Source organism: Bradyrhizobium sp. WSM4872 (assembly GCF_055811715.1).
In genome coordinates this window covers 55,679-71,589 of the sequence record NZ_JBVVPT010000003.1, presented here as the reverse complement: position 1 = coordinate 71,589, position 15,911 = coordinate 55,679, and the positions used below count along the sequence as shown (strand labels likewise).

Below are 15,911 nucleotides of genomic sequence, written 5' to 3'. Positions count from 1 at the left end.
AAGGTACGGGTGAGATGGGTATATTATTGCTGTGTGCGCTGCAAGATGGCGCCACGCATGGTCGACTTACGTCGTAGCCTGGTTCTCGGCCCCGGTTCTTGGCCTAGTCCTTGGCCTGATCTTTAAGCCGGCCCAGGCTTTCCTGGCGTCCCAGAACGTCCAAAACCTCGAATATGCCGGGCGACGTCGTCCGGCCGGTCAGCGCCGCCCGCAGCGGCTGGGCGACCGCGCCGAGCTTGAGGCTATTTTCCTCGGCAAAGGCGCGCAGCGCGGCTTCCGCATTGGCCGCGCTCCAAGCCTCGACTTTCTCCAGCGCGGAATGAAGCTGGCCGATCAGCTTGCGGTTCTCAGGCGTCAGCAGCGCTGCCGCCTTCGGATCGAGCTCCAGCGGCCGGTCGGCGAAGATGAAATAGGCGCCGTCGATCAGCTCGATCAGCGTCTTGGCGCGCTCCTTCAGGGCCGGCATGGCCTTCAGGAGCTGCGCGCGCGTGGTGTCGTTTAACTTGGCCTTAAGCTCGTCACGGCTGGGCACGACGTGGTCGAGCACGTCCTCGAACATCTTCACGAGTGATTGATCGTCGGCATTGCGGATGTAGTGGCCGTTGAGGTTTTCCAGCTTGGCGAAATCGAAGCGCGCAGCTGCGCGGCCGACGCTGGCGAGGTCGAACGCCGCGATCATCTCCTCCGTCGAGAAGATTTCCTGGTCGCCATGGCTCCAGCCGAGCCGGACGAGATAGTTGCGGAGCGCGGACGGGAGGTATCCCATGGCGCGGTAGGCATCGACGCCGAGCGCGCCGTGCCTCTTGGAGAGCTTCGAACCGTCCGGGCCATGGATCAGGGGGATGTGGGACATGCTCGGCAGCGTCCATCCCATCGCGTCGTAGATCTGCTTTTGGCGGGCCGCGTTGATCAAATGGTCGTCGCCGCGGATGACATGGGTGACGCCCATGTCGTGGTCGTCGACCACCACTGCGAGCATGTAGGTCGGGTTGCCATCGCCGCGCAGCAGGACGAGGTCGTCGAGATTCTCGTTCTGCCAGACCACGCGGCCCTGGACCTGATCGTCGATCACGGTCTCGCCGGTCTGCGGCGCGCGGAGCCGGATGGTGGGCTTCACGTCGGCTGGGGCCGTCGCCGGATCGCGGTCGCGCCACAGACCGTCATAGAGGCGGGTACGCCCCTCTGCGCGCGCCTTCTCGCGCATCGCGGTCAGCTCCTCGGCGGTGGCGTAGCAGCGATAGGCCTTGCCGTCGGCGAGCAGCTGCTCGGCGACCTCGCGGTGGCGGGCGGCGCGGCTGAACTGGTAGATGACGTCGCCATCCCAGCCGAGCTCCAGCCATTTCAGGCCGTCGAGGATGGCGCCGATCGCGGCCTCGGTGGAGCGGTCCCGGTCGGTGTCCTCGATCCGGAGCAGCATCTTGCCGCCGTGCTTCTTCGCGTAGAGCCAGTTGAACAGGGCCGTGCGCGCGCCCCCGATATGGAGGAAGCCGGTCGGCGAGGGAGCGAAGCGGGTGACGACGGGAGAGGTCATTCTTGGCAAGGCCTATGCATTGGAGGCGGTGGTATATAACAGGACCGGTACATAACTAAAGCCCGGCAGCGGACGGCTTAAGGCCTTGCTTAAGCCCTTGGCTCAGCGTCCCGAATTTGGCAGAAGGGCCGCTGATTTCCCTACAGGATTTTCGTAATGACAGAACCGGTGGCGAACGAGGTTGGGCGCGATTTCATTCGTGACATCATCCAGGCCGACCTCGAGCAGGCCAAATACAAGGAGATCGTGACCCGGTTCCCGCCGGAGCCGAACGGTTACCTGCATATCGGCCACGCCAAGTCGATCGCGCTCAATTTCGGCATCGCCCAGGAGTTTCCGGGCCGCTGCCATTTGCGCTTCGACGACACCAACCCGGTGAAGGAAGAGCAGGAATATATCGATTCCATCCAGGCCGACGTGCGCTGGCTCGGCTTCGACTGGGGCAAGAACCTGTTCTTCGCCTCGGACTATTTCGACCGCCTCTACGAATGGGCGGAGCAGCTGATCCGCGACGGGCTCGCCTATGTCGACGACCAGACCCAGGAGGAGATCCGCGCCTCGCGCGGCACGCTGACCGAGCCCGGCAAGAACTCGCCGTTCCGCGATCGCAGCGTGGATGAAAATCTCGATCTCTTCCGACGCATGAAGGCGGGCGAATTCCCGAACGGCGCGCGCGTGCTGCGGGCCAAGATCGACATGGGTGCGGGGAACATCAATCTGCGCGACCCCGTGCTGTACCGCATCCTGCATGCGCACCATCCGCGCACCGGGACCAAGTGGAGCATCTATCCGAGCTACGATTATGCCCACGGCCAGTCGGACGCCATCGAAGGCATCACGCACTCGATCTGCACGCTGGAGTTCGAGGACCACCGGCCGCTCTATGACTGGTTCATCGAGAAGCTGCCGGTGCCGTCAAAGCCGCACCAGTACGAATTCGCGCGGCTGAACCTGACCTACACCTTGCTGTCCAAGCGCGTGCTGACCCAGCTCGTCCGCGAGGGCCATGTCGCGGGTTGGGACGATCCGCGCATGCCGACCATGGCGGGGATGCGCCGCCGCGGCGTGCCGCCGGCCGCCCTTCGCGAATTCGTCAAGCGCATCGGCGTGGCGAAGGCCAACAGCGTTGTCGACGTCGGCATGCTCGAGTTCTGCATCCGTGAGGAGCTGAACCGCACGTCGCAGCGGCGGATGGCGGTGCTGAAGCCACTCAAGGTCGTGATCGAGAACTATCCGGAAGGGCAGACCGAGGAGCTCGAGGCGATCAACCATCCGGACGATCCCTCGGCCGGCACCCGGAAGATCACGTTCGGCCGCGAGCTCTATATCGAGCAGGACGACTTCATGGAGAACCCGCCGAAAAAATTCTTCCGTCTGTCGCCGGGCAACGAGGTGCGGCTGCGCTATGCCTATTTCGTCAAGTGCACCGGCGTAATCAAGAACGATGCCGGCGAAGTGGTGGAGCTGCGTTGCACCTACGATCCCGCGACCAAGGGCGGCAACGCGCCCGATGGCCGCAAGGTCAAGGCGACAATGCACTGGCTGTCGGCGGCAACATCCGTGCCTGCGGAAATCCGCGTCTACAACCAGCTATTTGCCAATCCGAGCCCGGACGCCTCGAACTTCGCGGCCGACCTCAATCCGCAGTCGCTGGAAATTCTCGCTGACGCCCGGATCGAAGCATCGGTCGCCGAGAGCAATTCGACCGAGCCGATGCAGTTCGAGCGCCAGGGCTATTTCGTGCGCGACAAGGACTCGACGCCCGGCAAGCCGGTATTTTCGCGCACCATCGGTCTGCGCGACACCTTCGCGAAGGAAGTTGCGAAAGGCTGAGGGACCACAATGAGCGACGAAGCCGACGCGATCGTTTCCGCCATTATCGCGAAATGGTGCGCCGGCTTCGCCACGCTCGATGCGGCCGCGCTGTCGTCGCTTTATGGGAAAAATACGTTCTTCTTCGGCTCCAACCCGAAGCTCTACCGGGGCAGGGATGGCGTCGCAGACTATTTCAACGGCCTGCCGCGCTGGCGTCAGCCGAGCGCGTTGTTTTCCGAGGTGAAGGCGGCGCAGGCAGGTCCTGATCTGATCAATATGGCCGCGACCATCTCGTTCGATCTCGCCGGCGAACGCCCCGGTTTCTCGGTCAAGATGAGCTGGGTCATCATTCGCGAGGACGGCGACTGGAAGATCGTCAATCACCACGCCTCGTCGCAGGCGCCGCTGATCTGACCCGTGGGGCACACGGCATCGTCGTTCTCGTGAGAGAACGAACATGCACCTCGCGCGTTGGGGTGGGCCCAACAAGGAACCCACCATGCAGAACATCGCAGAACATATGGAAGTCATCGGCGCCGACGGCGTCCATATCGGCACAGTCGACAAGGTCGAAGGCAATCGCATCAAACTGACCAAGAAGGACAGCGGCGAGGGCAGCCACAAGGGGCATCATCACTTCATCGACAAGGGCCTCGTCGCCGATATCGAGGGCAACAAGGTCCGGCTCTCGGCCAAGGCGGACGTGGCCGTGACGATGGAAGAGGAAAAGTAGCGATCGCGCCCTTTCGTTCCTGATCCGTACCGCTATCCGCCCGCCTGCACGTTCCGGTAGCTTCTGACTTCGTTGCGTATCACCGAGTGCAGAGAATGGCGGAGCCGGGCCGGCCGCTACGGTCGCAGGGGATCGCGGGGACGTGGCCCGCGGGCCGCGCCGCGTCCGCGGGCGGCCTCGCGCCTGCAGGCCTCGACCTCTGGACATCGCTCGCCGAGACCTTGCGCGCGTGGCTACGCGCCGAGGCTGGCGCTGGGCGGCTATTGCCGTGGGTGCCCGTGGCGTTTGGCTGCGGCATCGCGCTTTATTTCTCTGCCGATCACGAGCCGGTGCTGTGGGTCGTTGCAACGACCGCCAGCGCGCTCTTGCTTGGCGCGGCTCTGTTGCGGCGGAGCCGGCTGTTCGCCCCGGCCATCATGATCGCAGCGGTCGCGGCCGGCTTTGCCGTCGCGACCTGGAAGACGGCGCGCATCGCCCACCCGGTGCTGGCAAAGTCGCTCTATTCGGTGTCGTTGTCGGGCTTCGTCGAGGCTCGTGACATCCGCGAGCGGACAGATCGTTTCGTGCTGCGCGTCACCGCGATGGAGGCGCAACGCAGCGACGTCAGGCTCGAGCGCGTGCGCCTGTCGGTCCGCAAAGGCACCGCACCGGAGGTCGGTAGCTTCGTTCAGCTGAAGGCGCGGCTGATGCCGCCGCTCGCGCCGGTGCGACCCGGCAGCTACGATTTTTCGCGTGACATGTTCTTCCAGGGCATCGGCGCCTCCGGTTTTGCAATGGGCGCAATCACGGTGGCGCCGCCGCCTGAGACCGGCGGCTTGCGGCTGCGTTACGCGGCCTTCATGCAAGGCCTGCGCGATGCGATCGATGCCCGCATCCGCGCGACGCTCGACGGTGACAACAGGGCGATCGCGACCGCGCTGCTCACCGGGCGGCGCGATGCGATCACCACGCCGGTCAACGACGCCATGTTCATCTCCGGCCTCGGCCACGTGCTCTCGATCTCCGGTTAACAGATAGCCTCATCGGTCAGAAGCATTCACGAAGCTTCTAAATCCACAGTTTTCAACGGCTTAGGCCAAGAAGCACGTGGCGGCTTCGTTCACCGGCGGTCACAATCGGTCATTGGTTCGCGCACCCCGTGCTTCCCAAAAGGAAGGACTGCTTCCCATGCTCAAGATTTCCGACGATCGTGTTCGCTTCACCGACACCTACGTGCGCCGGCTCAGCCTGCCGGCAGGCAAGGCGGACCACATCGCGTGGGACCCGGACCTGCCGAGCTTTGGGGTACGGGTCCGGCCCGGCAAGGCGTCGTACGTGGTCCAGTACCGCGTCGGGATCGAGCAGCGCCGCAAAAGCCTTGGCGACGTCCGCAAGGTCACCCTGGAGGACGCCCGCAGCATCGCCCGGAAGCGCTTCGCCCAGATTGAACTCGGCATTGACCCAGACGCGGAGGAGGAGAAGCGCCGGGTCGACCAAGCCTCTGACGCCCAGACATTCGAGAAAGCCGTGGAACTGTACCTGGAGGCCCAAAAGCCCCGGGTCAGGCCAAACACCTACATCGCCGAGGAGCGCTACCTGCGGCGGCACTGCCAGCCCATCCAACGTAAGCCGGTCAGCAAGGTCAGCTTCGAGGAGATCGCAAGCCTTCTGCGCACCCTGGTGCGAGACCATGGGCCGACATCAGCCGCGCGGGCGAGGGGAGCGCTCCTGGCGTTCTTCTCCTGGTGCATGCGCCAAGGGCTAGCGAAGGCCAACCCGGTGATTGGGACAGAGAATCCGATCCGCGGCAAGGAGCCTCGAGATCGCGTTCTGAACGACGACGAGATCCGTATTATTTGGCGCAATTGTCTCGACGACGATTTCGGGAAGATCGTTCGGCTTCTGCTGCTGACCGCCTGTCGTCGCGACGAGATCGGCGGTCTGCGGTGGGATGAACTCGACCTCGCCGACAGCAAGCTTTTGCTGCCAAGGGAGAGAACGAAGGCGAAGCGAGCGCACGAGCTCTCGTTGATGCCGACGGCGCTTGAGATCCTTCAATCGATCCGGCGGCGGAACAGCCGCGATACGGTGTTCGGAGGCGGCGCAAACGGATTCAACGCGTGGTCATACAACACCCTCGCACTCAGCGCGCGCATCACCGCGGCCGAAGGCAAAGCTCTGGCGCCTTGGCGACTGCACGATCTCCGTCGGACTGTCCGCACCAGAATGGGCAAGCTTGGCGTCCTGCCGCACGTGGCTGAGCTGGTGCTGAACCATGCTGGCCACAAGTCTGGTATCGGCGGCGTGTACGATCACCACGACTACGGCCCCGAGATCGCCGACGCGCTTCAGAAGTGGGAGGCGCACCTGCTTGCGATTGTAATTTGAAGTGGCGGCGACCACAGCGCAGATACCGCGAAATATTGATCGAAGTGCGTGCGCTTCTCGGACTGTGCGCGGAGGATCGGAGCTTCCATCAAGTTTGCGCGACAATCCGCGCTCTGCGTCGCGCCACTCCGGAGCACCTTGACCGAGAGGCAATCCGGAAAACGCGCGAACAAGCACGGACCATCGTTGGATTGATCGATCGACTGGAGAAGGCCCTTAGGTCGGAGGGCCTGTCGGCCGAACTTAAGCTGCGTCTGGGCAGCGGCAGCACGACCAACAGCCCAAGGCAGCAGCTTTTGATTGCGCTCAATGAGGTGAGCAAAATGTGCCAGGCCGGCGACGAAAACCAGCCTGTCGCTGATCAGATCCGAATTTGGTGCGCGCGGATTGCCTACTCATTGATGTTTAGATTTTCGGAGCAGGAGATCACAAGCGGCTCGCCAGATTCGACTTACCGCGCGATCGCCGGGCTTCTGTATGAGGTCCTGACAGGCGAGGCAGATCGAGACCTTAAGCGGGCCTGTGACGATCATCTGCAAGCGATGCGCAGCATTGCGGGTTAGTACAATTCACAAGCAAAAATTCTGCCGGTTTGTGCGAGCCGAATCGGGGCGCTCTGACGAACACTCCTGACAGTCAAATTCTGTCAGGAGGTTTCGACAGTGAACGCCTATCCCGAAGTGACCGAACGAGCAGTGCTGCATCACGCCGGCATCGATGATTATCGCATGCTGACCTTTGCGGAGTGGTGTCAGCTCAACGGTTTCAGCGCCAGCACCGGCCAGCGTCTAATTGCCAGCGGGCAAGGGCCGGTATTCGTCAAACTCTCGACCCGCCGGAAAGGCGTTACCATCGGCGAAAATCGCCGCTGGCAGCGTGCGCGCGCAATCGAAACGGCGGCTTGATCATGGGCACCCGCAAGCCCGAACTGCTCGAGCCCGTCGTCGTCGACCGGTTCTTTTCAAATCGCCGCAAGGACGTGATCACCACGACGCTGCAAACGTTCAAGGGGCACACGCTCGTTGATCTGAGAAAGCACGTCCACGACAAGGAAGGCAAAATCCATCCGACAGCCAAAGGCATCACCATGAAGGTGACGCGCTTGTCGGATTTGCAAACTGCGATCAACAAGGCGCTCGCCAAAGCACAGGAGCTCGGCCTCCTTGACGGGGCCGAGACCGAATGAAACCGCCCGCGAAAATCCTCGATGGAGAAGCGCTGGCAGATGCAATCTGGCTGCTCGAAACGCGCGCGTTGATCCACGCGTTTCTCGAATACGAGCACCAGTTCGAGCATCTTGCTGACGCGATTGATCCGCTCCAAGATTTTGCCGAGCAATCGGGCCTAGTCACGACGCTCGGCCAGGACGAAGTTCAGCGGCTCATCGCAGCGCCTTTTGCTCGCTTCCGTGACATCGTGGCTGCGGAAGTGAATGACGAATTCGCCGATGCAGCGCCCGAGCTGCCTTCCGACTATGCATCGCAACTCGTGATGCAGTGGGAATTGGACGACGAGCGGGATCGCTACAAGTGGACTGGCGAGATGCGGCCGGTTCAGCGGCTCGCCGCTACCAGCAAGCCGTCGTATCGGACAGCTCAGTCAACAATTGACGCCTTTCACTTCGTGCTGAGCCTCGGCGATCCGAAACGGCTGGCAGATTGGCTGCTCAATCATTCCGACGACGCACCGGCGCTTTTCAAATCTGTTGAGGCAGCCTGATGGGCATCACACCAGCCAATGCCGCGATGGCGCGGACACTCATGGTCGACTTTGGTCTGGTCAAGGCCGATGACGAAGACCCGCGCCGCGAATTTCCGCCCGCTGATAGCTTTGAGCAATTCGGCGAACCCGAGGCTGGCCGCCTGTCGATCGTTTCCGCGCCTGCTGAACAGAAGTCACCCGCTTATGCCGCGATCACGCCGGCAGTGTGGAAGGGTACTGAGGCAGAGCAACAGCGTTGGCTGGCGAGCGGCCGCATTCCATGTGGTGACCTGACAATCCTGGCCGGCAACGGCGGATCAGGCAAAACCGAGATCGTCACGCAGCTGTTGGTCCACACCGCCGCCGGCCTCGGCGACTGGCTCGGCTGCACGATTGAGAACGGCCCGACGCTGTTCCTGTCCTGCGAGGAGCCGGAGCACAACATTCGGGACCGTGTCGAGCGCATCGCCAAGCATAGGTGCATCGACCCGCACGGCCTGACCGATCTGCACCTGCTTTTCCCGGACCTCGAGAGCACGTGGCTGGTGCACGCCGGCGGCGATGGCCGTCTGACCCGCGCGCCGCTGCTCGACTGGCTGGAAGGCTGGATCCGCGATCGCCGCCCGCGCCTGGTGGTGATCGACAGCATCGCCGCGGTGTTCGACGGGGAGGCGATCGCGCGCCGGCAGGTCCGCGCGTTCCTCGCCATGCTCCGAAAGATCGCCCGGGAGAACGACGTCGCCATCGTGATGCTCGACCATCCCAGCGTCCGCGGCATGGCCGACGGGAGCGGGACCGCCAACAGCGTCGACTGGCGAAACTCGGTGCGCTCGATGCTGCACCTGTCCGACCCCGACAAGGACGACCAGGACCAGCGCACGCTGGCCGTCACCAAGAGCAATTACGGACGGTCGGGCGAGAAGGTGACGCTCCGCTGGGGCGGCCTGACCTTCACGACTGCCATGGCCGGCGAGAGCTCGCCTTATCGCGCGTCAGTCGATCGCGACATCGAGGAGCTATTCCTGCGCCTGCTCGACAAGCGCCTCGCCCAGGGCCGCCCGGTACACGCCAAGACCGCCAAGGGCAGCGCGCCGGCTGAGTTCGTGCTCGACCCCGAGGCCACCGGCATCACCGCCGACGCCTTCCGTAACGCCATGGAGCGCCTCTTTGCCCGCGGTGCGATCAAGACGGTCGAGACCGGATCACCCAGCAAGCGGCGCCAGCACATCGAGCGGGTGGCGTCATGACCCGTAGTTTCCCGGCTTCCAACGCCCCTACCAACGCTCCTCCGACGCTTCCAACACCCCTGCCAACTATCCTGCCAACACCCCTACCAACGGGTACCAACGGTACTGCCAACGCCTGTTCTCCAACCCCCCATACCCCCCGAGCGTTGGAAGCGCCCAACGCCGCTGGGGCGCGGCTAGGCGTTCCGGCCGCTCAAGGAAGGGAAGGGCGGAAAGTAGCTCGTTGTCGGCATGTACGAAGTAACGCCGAGATCAGCGCCGGCCGACGGTGCATTATGCGCCCGCCTGGCCGACGGGATAACCGTTATCCCGGTTGCTGTGGAACGCGCCCTGCGCTTCCCATGTGCTTCCCGATCCTGCGTGACGCATCGCGCTTGTTCGCCAAGGCCTTGACTGCCTTGCTCAATCGCCTTGGCCGTCCGCTTTGTCTCAATCATGTGGCGTCGAGCGGCGAGGGGTTTTCGCGCGCGCTCTCTCATGAACTTCAACACTCTTGGAAGCAGACGCGCGCGCAAGGCAGCCGGCCGATGGTCGGTCAGATCCCCATGAATTGCCAGGAAAGAAGGGGGTGGGGGTGCCGGTGGGGGAAGGAACGAGCTCTCATTCCCAATTTCATGTCCTCGCTGTCTTTCGCGGTCGCTCCTGAAAAATTCGGCGCCGCTCTCTCCGAAAACTTCGTTGGTCATTGCTAAACATGAAGCCCCTCTTGATCGGATCACGCGAGCAGCTGCTTCAGGTCGTCCGCGATCGGCGCGACGAGCTCAACCTTAGTCACGAGACGCTTGACGCCATCACGGGCTTGCAGGGCGGCTACGTGAGCAAACTGCTGTCGGACCCACCGGTGCGAGGCTTTGGCGAAATGTCGCTCCAGGCTCTCCTGGACGCCCTGGGGCTACGTATCGCGTTCGCGGTGATCATGGAGGACCGGGAGCAGATCGAGCGCGTGCGGGCGCGCTGGCAACCCAGAAAGCGGCGGCCAACAAATGGGAAGGCAGCCGCACCGGCCCGACCTTCGGAAGCAACATTGTGGTGCGTTGCTAGCGATCCGCAAATCACGCCGAATGTTGACGGCACGAACCTAACAGAGGCCAACGATGGCAAACAACACGAGAATGATCGGCGCGCGGATCAAGCCTGATCTGGAGGAGCGCATGAAGGAACTGGCGGCCCGCGAGCGGCGCACGGTCTCCGACTGGATTCGCTGTCGGTTGGAGGATGCTGTGGCGGCCGCTGCCTCGCCCGACCAGCACCGTAGCGAAGCAGCGTGAGGATTTTGACCATGTTGCGCAGGAAGGCCGGCGAAGAGGCCGGAGGGCACGCACTTCCGCAATCCGAAGCATCGGCGGCGCGCGCGCCGGCGGTCCAAGGAAAGTTGGATTGCGCCTTGGGCGCGCTGGCCGAGCTTGAGGAGCAGGGCGCAGAGTTTGCGCTCGATGCGGCCGAGCGGAAGCCTGGCGCGGCAGACAAGCTGGCCGGGCACCGATCCAAGATCGAGGCTGCCAGAACTGCCGTGGCCGAGCTGCAGGCCGCATTGCGGCTCGCGCTGCGTCAGGACGCCGAAGCCGAGATCGTGATCCAGGCTGCTGCGCGCGACCAGCAATTGCGCGAATTCGCCGCGACCGCAGAGGAGTGGACTCGGGCCGGCGTGGAGTTGTCCGATCTGCTTGAGAAGGCGGCGAAGCTGCGCGTCAATCTCGGCACGCTGGCCGAGGAGATGCAGCAAAAACTTCCCATCGGCATCGTCCCGCACCCGATCGATTTCAAGACGCTGGACCTCATGGTGGGCGGCATCGCGCACCCGATCGCGATCGACGCGATGCTGGCGGGGGAGATGTTCAAGCATGGGCTGCCGAACGCCTTTCTGCCCGGCGCACGGGCACCCCACGCATCGCTGGCATACGACCAGCCCAGCATTGAACCCGCGTCTGTCGCCTTCCGGCGCGCCGGTGCGTACTTCGTCGGACTCCTGCGCGATCGGTTTGACGCGCTCAAATCTCACATTTCGGAGGCAGCATGACAGATCAGGTCCAGACGCCCGCACCGCCGCCGGCCGCACAGGTAACCGCGACCGACGCGCAAGCGCAGATGAATGCGCTGACGGGTGACAAGGGATGGGTCGACCGCTTTCTGACTTCAGATCCCGCCGCGGTGAAGGAATTCAAAGCGCTCACGGGGGCGATCGTCGATGGCGGTGCCGCTGACGACGTCGTGGCGTCGATCATGGGCGGCAAAGCACCTGAGCTCGGCAACGCCGTTCAGCGCCAGATGGCAAGCACCGTCGAGATGTTCCGCGAAATGGCAATCGGCGACGGCGTCACCAAGCAGTTCATCTCCGGCGAGAAGGTCTCCGCTCAGGAGTATCAGGCCGTTGCCAACCTGAAGCGCGAACTGATGGGCAGCGCGGAATTCGTGAAAGCGTATCTCGGCGGCGACCTCGCGGCCAAGAAACGGATGAGCATCATCAACGCCGTGCTCGTGAACGGCGTCAAAGTGGAGTCAGCGGCATGATCTATCAGATCGACATCGTAGATCCGAAAACGAACCAAGAGCAGACCGTGACGGTCGAGCTCAGCCCCGAGCAGAACGTTGCGGCACGCGCCAGTCAAGACTGGATGCGCGAAGTTCAATTGCATGCGCGCATGCCCGAGGGCTTCATGCCCATCGGCCGTCGCGTTCGTCCGCTGCCGATCGCAGCGATCAACTGAGGGGGCAAACCATGGCTGATCACTTCATCGCACTGAACCGAGGCCTTACCGGTTTCAAACAAAGCGACTTCACCACGGGCACGGCATCGAGCGCCGGCGCCGGCATCGAGCTTCGCATCCTCGACGGCGCGGGCTGGAACAAGAAGGACGCGCTGAACGCGCTCAATGCCTTTCGTCTTTTCATCGAGACGGCTCCGTGGGTCACGGCCGCCGGTGTCGACCTGAAATTGTGAGCTCCAGAGGACACGGAAGCCCTCTTCATCCAGGCTTGGTGGTTCGCCTGGGGAGACTGAACCACCGCTAATTTTCGTGAAGCGTATACGCCCCGCGAAAGCGACAAGGCAAAAAGGAGAAGGCGGCCCCCCGACGAGGATAAGGCCGAAACGGAAGTGGTGTCGTCAGCGGCATCGCTGAATTTTCGGTTCGTCGACATGACCGCTTTTCGTCTGAAGCTTTCGCTTCTTGCGCTCGTCCTGCTGCCGGCAATTGCTGCAGCTCAAACCTTCCCGACTGTTCCGCAGAACACCGTTCTCGGCCGGACAGCGTTCGGCGCCGGGCCGGCGCAGCCCATCCCGTTCGCGAGCATCACGGCCAACCTCTGCAACCTCTTCACGACCACGACAAAGGGCTGCGTCCCGGCCCCGGCAGCTGCAACCGGCCGCTATCTCGGTGACGACGCGGCCTGGCACACCTTCCTGACGCAACAGGTGGTGGCCGGCGCCGGTGTTTCCCTGTCTGGAACTTGTGCGGGCAGCGCGATCAACTGCACGGTGAACGCCACCGCGGCCACTCAATACGTGGTCCCGTCGCGAGCCGCCGCTATCGGCTCGGATTTGTCGGCGCTGTCGGCGGTCAAGACGCTCGGATATACGACTGCCGGCGACGGCGGCGGCGCGACCTTCAAGAACGTTGGCTCCGCGGCCTTCATCGACTCCTTCGTCTCCACAGTCTCGGTCAGCACGCCCGGCTCGGGCTGTACGAACGGCACGTACTACGGAAATAAAGTCACCGGCGGCAACGGTTTTGGCCTCGTCGGCACTGCGGTGATCAGCGGCGGAGTCCTCACCTCGTTCACCATCACTGGCACGGGGGGCAACGCCTACCATGTCGGCGACCAGGTAACCGTCCCGCTGAACAGCGGCCCGGTTGCCGCCGTGCCCTGCTCGACGACTCAGCCGAAGATCACGGTGACGGGCCTGACCAGTCCGCTGGCGAGCTTCACCGATAGCGTGGGTACGCATTTTCAATACGTTGTCGATCAGGGCAACTACATCAACGCGCGCCAGTTCGGCGCCAGGATCAATTGGGTTGTGGCCACCGGCGACGCGGCGGCCACCAACGACAAGACCTCCATCCAAAGCGCGATGAATTTTGCGGCCTACGGCAACTATCAAATCGACGGGGGCGGATATTCCGGTCACACGGTCATCGTTCCTCAAGGCACCGCATATGTCTGTGGTGGCTTGATGATTCCAGAGAGCGTTGTTCTCCGAGGCGTGAGTCAGGTCGGCACCACACTCAAAGAGTGCGATACGGAAGTAAACACCGTTAATTTCATTACGCTTGGCGACCCTACCGCACGCTTCTCGTGCTTTTATAATAGCATTCGCCACATCACATTGTTCGGTGCGAACCATACGATCAGCGGCACCGTGGCAATGGTGTATACTAACTGCCAGCAACAGTCTGTTGCGGTTCTTGAAGTCACGATCTACCCCATCTACCGGGGCTGCGTGTATACCGAGACCGGATCGGGTGGGACCGCTTTTTTCCGCATCACCAGCATGTATTGCGTTGCAAACTATCAAGTCACGCCATTCGGCGTGTCGTTGAACTATCCGAACGCGATCCAGACGATCGATGGCGACACTCAATTCACATCAGGCTCGTCGACATGGCCAGGACCCGCAGTGATCGTCAACACTGGCGCAGTGAACGTCATCCGCGAGACCTACTGTGAAGAGGTCGTTACCTGCATTCTAGTCAATGTCCCCGCCGGCAACGGGGCCATGACCTACATCGAAAACGTCGCCGGCAGCAGCACGGTGACGAATTTAGTGACGCGCAACGCCGGCAGCGCCACAAGTCAGATCAAAGCCTCGATGGTGTCTCGGAATGGAGCCACCAACACGCTCAACAATGGCGGCGTATTGACGACGGTCAACGTCATCGCCGACGCGGTGTTTTGAGGAAGTGAGACAAACGAGATAATGACCCGCCCGACGGGGCGGGGCGCAATTCGGCTTCAACTCATGGGGTGTTCCACTGAAGGAACACTATCCGCAAGGGCGTTCCGTTTTTGGCATCATTACCTGTCTGCGCTTGGATACCGCTCGCGCTAGATGAGGTTTGGGTAATGATTCAGCTCGCGCCCGGTCTGCGGCGCTTTGTAGCGCCACCAGCCGGCAAGCTAGGCTATCTTGCGACGTGGCGAGGTCGGCGGCGTCGAGCGCGGATTGCTCATGCGCAGAGATTTGCGGAGGCTCAGCTCTTCATAGAGCTGAAAATCGTCGGGGGACGCATCTCCGCGGGCCATCTTGCGGACAAGCTGCTCCAGCTGCTGATCAAAATCAGCTGCGGATCCCTGCGAACTCATCCTTTTTTCGACCATGACGGTCATATGGTATGTCCTGCTTCCTTATCAACGGCTTAAGGGCCGACTGATCATTCCACTTCTTTGTGACTGGAGTGGGGTGCGAGGTTCACCGCGGCTTTGATTTGTTGAGCGGCCCCGCCGCCGCTGCGGGGTTCGTGAATTTGTACGACTAATCCCATGAGTCCTGCAAGAAGCTTGATCCGGCCGGCCGTGGACGTTGCTCCCCGATTGTCGGGCTCCGACGCATCGTAGAAGTAAGGGTCGCTGTTAGTCGCCACTACAACGCCCCACACGTCATCAGGTTTCCCGGCGCGGATGGGAAATGCTGCGAAGGATTGATATGTGTCTAGGTCCGTTGGATTTTGCACGACCAGCGAAGCCACGGAGGGATCGCCAGCGTTGCTGATAATGACACTCCGGTTCCTGGCGAGGCAATGACCAGCAACACCATCGCCCACTCCCCACGTGCGAGCCTTCGTCATATCGCACTTGTTGGAGCGCACGTGCGCTATCAGGTGGAGTTTAGGTGCGCCGTTCACTTTGCGAGCCTGGTAGATGTCTATCGTGTAATGCTGCCGAGACTCGAAGTTTAGCGATCTCTTCATCCATGGTTCACCCGCAGTGAGCGTGCGCGTGATGGCGTCAATCACAGTCGTGTTCGGTTGATCGATGGACTGCTCAATTGCCTCCTGCATCCATCGCATTCCCTCGAGCATCTGATTCGCTTCGTTGAGTTCGCGCGTTGCCAAATCCACCTCTGCTCGCAAAGCTTGGCTCTGCAACGCATGATCCGACAACTGACCAGCGAGTTCTTTGTCCTTCTTCTCTGCGGCGCGCAAAGCCTGCCGCGCCAAATCAATTTCTTCAGCCGAGTCCTTGTTCGTTACGACCAGGCCAACCGACAGCAATAACGCGAGAATAGAGACGGTCATGCCGACGATGTGTGATGGTAGCCACTTCTCAGCAGCGTAGAACTGAAGGAAGGTCGACAAGCCGATCATCAGCGCTGTCAGAATCCCAACCCCTAGAACGATCCAGCGCGATCTCTTCAAATTGTTGGAAGAAGCCGTCGCGACCTGATCGTGGATCGGCGCCAAATCATCAGTCATAGCAAAACCAAAAAGCGGAATGGAGAAAGGCAGTGATGCCCGATAATATAAGTCCAGTCTAAGCGCAACCGGAGAGCGAGCGCAAGACCCTCAGTTAGTCGGCCTCG

Annotated in this window: 19 protein-coding genes and 1 pseudogene; 17 read left to right on the top strand and 3 right to left on the bottom strand. The window is 62.2% G+C overall.

The window, feature by feature from the left end; translation table 11 throughout:
- Positions 1 to 103: 103 nt before the first annotated feature.
- Complete coding sequence (gene gltX / locus AC0L3C_RS06015; RefSeq protein WP_473407430.1) at positions 104 to 1,531, bottom strand: glutamate--tRNA ligase; 1,428 nt, start codon at positions 1,529 to 1,531, stop codon at positions 104 to 106.
- A 156-nt stretch (positions 1,532 to 1,687) separates the two neighbouring features.
- Here gltX and AC0L3C_RS06010 point away from each other — a divergent pair, with 156 nt between their 5' ends.
- The 17 genes and pseudogenes from AC0L3C_RS06010 (at position 1,688) to AC0L3C_RS05930 (ending at position 14,288) form a co-directional block, all read left to right on the top strand.
- The gene (locus tag AC0L3C_RS06010; RefSeq protein ID WP_473407429.1) at positions 1,688 to 3,364 is read left to right on the top strand and encodes a glutamine--tRNA ligase/YqeY domain fusion protein; all 1,677 of its coding nucleotides are present in this window, start codon (positions 1,688 to 1,690) and stop codon (positions 3,362 to 3,364) included.
- 9 nt (positions 3,365 to 3,373) lie between these two features.
- Positions 3,374 to 3,760 (top strand): nuclear transport factor 2 family protein, encoded by a 387-nt coding sequence (locus AC0L3C_RS06005; RefSeq protein WP_473407428.1) that lies wholly within the window; start codon positions 3,374 to 3,376, stop codon positions 3,758 to 3,760.
- 85 nt (positions 3,761 to 3,845) lie between these two features.
- Positions 3,846 to 4,079, top strand: coding sequence for a DUF2171 domain-containing protein (locus AC0L3C_RS06000; protein WP_007610829.1), 234 nt, complete (start codon positions 3,846 to 3,848; stop codon positions 4,077 to 4,079).
- A 95-nt stretch (positions 4,080 to 4,174) separates the two neighbouring features.
- A pseudogene (locus AC0L3C_RS05995) lies at positions 4,175 to 5,086 on the top strand (ComEC/Rec2 family competence protein); the annotation flags it as partial.
- 160 nt (positions 5,087 to 5,246) lie between these two features.
- Entirely contained in the window at positions 5,247 to 6,446 is a 1,200-nt protein-coding gene (locus tag AC0L3C_RS05990) for a tyrosine-type recombinase/integrase (RefSeq protein WP_473407427.1), read from the top strand.
- Positions 6,447 to 6,481: 35 nt separating this feature from the next.
- The gene (locus tag AC0L3C_RS05985) at positions 6,482 to 7,009 is read left to right on the top strand and encodes a hypothetical protein (RefSeq protein WP_473407426.1); all 528 of its coding nucleotides are present in this window, start codon (positions 6,482 to 6,484) and stop codon (positions 7,007 to 7,009) included.
- A 99-nt stretch (positions 7,010 to 7,108) separates the two neighbouring features.
- Complete coding sequence (locus tag AC0L3C_RS05980) at positions 7,109 to 7,351, top strand: helix-turn-helix transcriptional regulator (protein ID WP_473407425.1); 243 nt, start codon at positions 7,109 to 7,111, stop codon at positions 7,349 to 7,351.
- A gap of 2 nt (positions 7,352 to 7,353) precedes the next feature.
- The gene (locus AC0L3C_RS05975) at positions 7,354 to 7,632 is read left to right on the top strand and encodes a transcriptional coactivator p15/PC4 family protein (RefSeq protein WP_473407424.1); all 279 of its coding nucleotides are present in this window, start codon (positions 7,354 to 7,356) and stop codon (positions 7,630 to 7,632) included.
- The gene (locus AC0L3C_RS05970) at positions 7,629 to 8,165 is read left to right on the top strand and encodes a hypothetical protein (RefSeq protein ID WP_473407423.1); all 537 of its coding nucleotides are present in this window, start codon (positions 7,629 to 7,631) and stop codon (positions 8,163 to 8,165) included. The genes AC0L3C_RS05975 and AC0L3C_RS05970 overlap by 4 nt, the downstream gene beginning before the upstream one ends.
- Positions 8,165 to 9,394, top strand: a complete 1,230-nt coding sequence (locus AC0L3C_RS05965; RefSeq protein WP_473407422.1) for an AAA family ATPase — start codon at positions 8,165 to 8,167, stop codon at positions 9,392 to 9,394. Before AC0L3C_RS05970 ends, AC0L3C_RS05965 begins: the two co-directional genes overlap by 1 nt.
- A 706-nt stretch (positions 9,395 to 10,100) precedes the next feature.
- Positions 10,101 to 10,532 (top strand): hypothetical protein, encoded by a 432-nt coding sequence (locus AC0L3C_RS05960; protein WP_473407421.1) that lies wholly within the window; start codon positions 10,101 to 10,103, stop codon positions 10,530 to 10,532.
- The gene (locus tag AC0L3C_RS05955; protein ID WP_473407420.1) at positions 10,489 to 10,662 is read left to right on the top strand and encodes a hypothetical protein; all 174 of its coding nucleotides are present in this window, start codon (positions 10,489 to 10,491) and stop codon (positions 10,660 to 10,662) included. Before AC0L3C_RS05960 ends, AC0L3C_RS05955 begins: the two co-directional genes overlap by 44 nt.
- 11 nt (positions 10,663 to 10,673) lie before the next feature.
- Entirely contained in the window at positions 10,674 to 11,411 is a 738-nt protein-coding gene (locus AC0L3C_RS05950; RefSeq protein WP_473407419.1) for a hypothetical protein, read from the top strand.
- A 68-nt stretch (positions 11,412 to 11,479) separates the two neighbouring features.
- Entirely contained in the window at positions 11,480 to 11,902 is a 423-nt protein-coding gene (locus AC0L3C_RS05945) for a hypothetical protein (protein ID WP_473407418.1), read from the top strand.
- Positions 11,899 to 12,099 carry a hypothetical protein gene (locus tag AC0L3C_RS05940; protein ID WP_473407417.1) on the top strand — a complete coding sequence of 67 codons (201 nt, stop codon included), beginning with the start codon at positions 11,899 to 11,901 and terminating at the stop codon, positions 12,097 to 12,099. The genes AC0L3C_RS05945 and AC0L3C_RS05940 overlap by 4 nt, the downstream gene beginning before the upstream one ends.
- 11 nt (positions 12,100 to 12,110) lie before the next feature.
- Complete coding sequence (locus AC0L3C_RS05935) at positions 12,111 to 12,332, top strand: hypothetical protein (RefSeq protein ID WP_473407416.1); 222 nt, start codon at positions 12,111 to 12,113, stop codon at positions 12,330 to 12,332.
- 198 nt (positions 12,333 to 12,530) lie between these two features.
- Positions 12,531 to 14,288, top strand: coding sequence for a hypothetical protein (locus AC0L3C_RS05930; RefSeq protein ID WP_473407415.1), 1,758 nt, complete (start codon positions 12,531 to 12,533; stop codon positions 14,286 to 14,288).
- 221 nt (positions 14,289 to 14,509) lie between these two features.
- Here AC0L3C_RS05930 and AC0L3C_RS05925 read toward each other — a convergent pair whose 3' ends face one another.
- Together AC0L3C_RS05925 and AC0L3C_RS05920 are read right to left on the bottom strand one after the other, a co-directional pair.
- Complete coding sequence (locus AC0L3C_RS05925) at positions 14,510 to 14,719, bottom strand: hypothetical protein (protein WP_473407414.1); 210 nt, start codon at positions 14,717 to 14,719, stop codon at positions 14,510 to 14,512.
- Positions 14,720 to 14,763: 44 nt separating this feature from the next.
- Complete coding sequence (locus tag AC0L3C_RS05920) at positions 14,764 to 15,804, bottom strand: GAF domain-containing protein (RefSeq protein ID WP_473407413.1); 1,041 nt, start codon at positions 15,802 to 15,804, stop codon at positions 14,764 to 14,766.
- Positions 15,805 to 15,911: the final 107 nt, after the last annotated feature.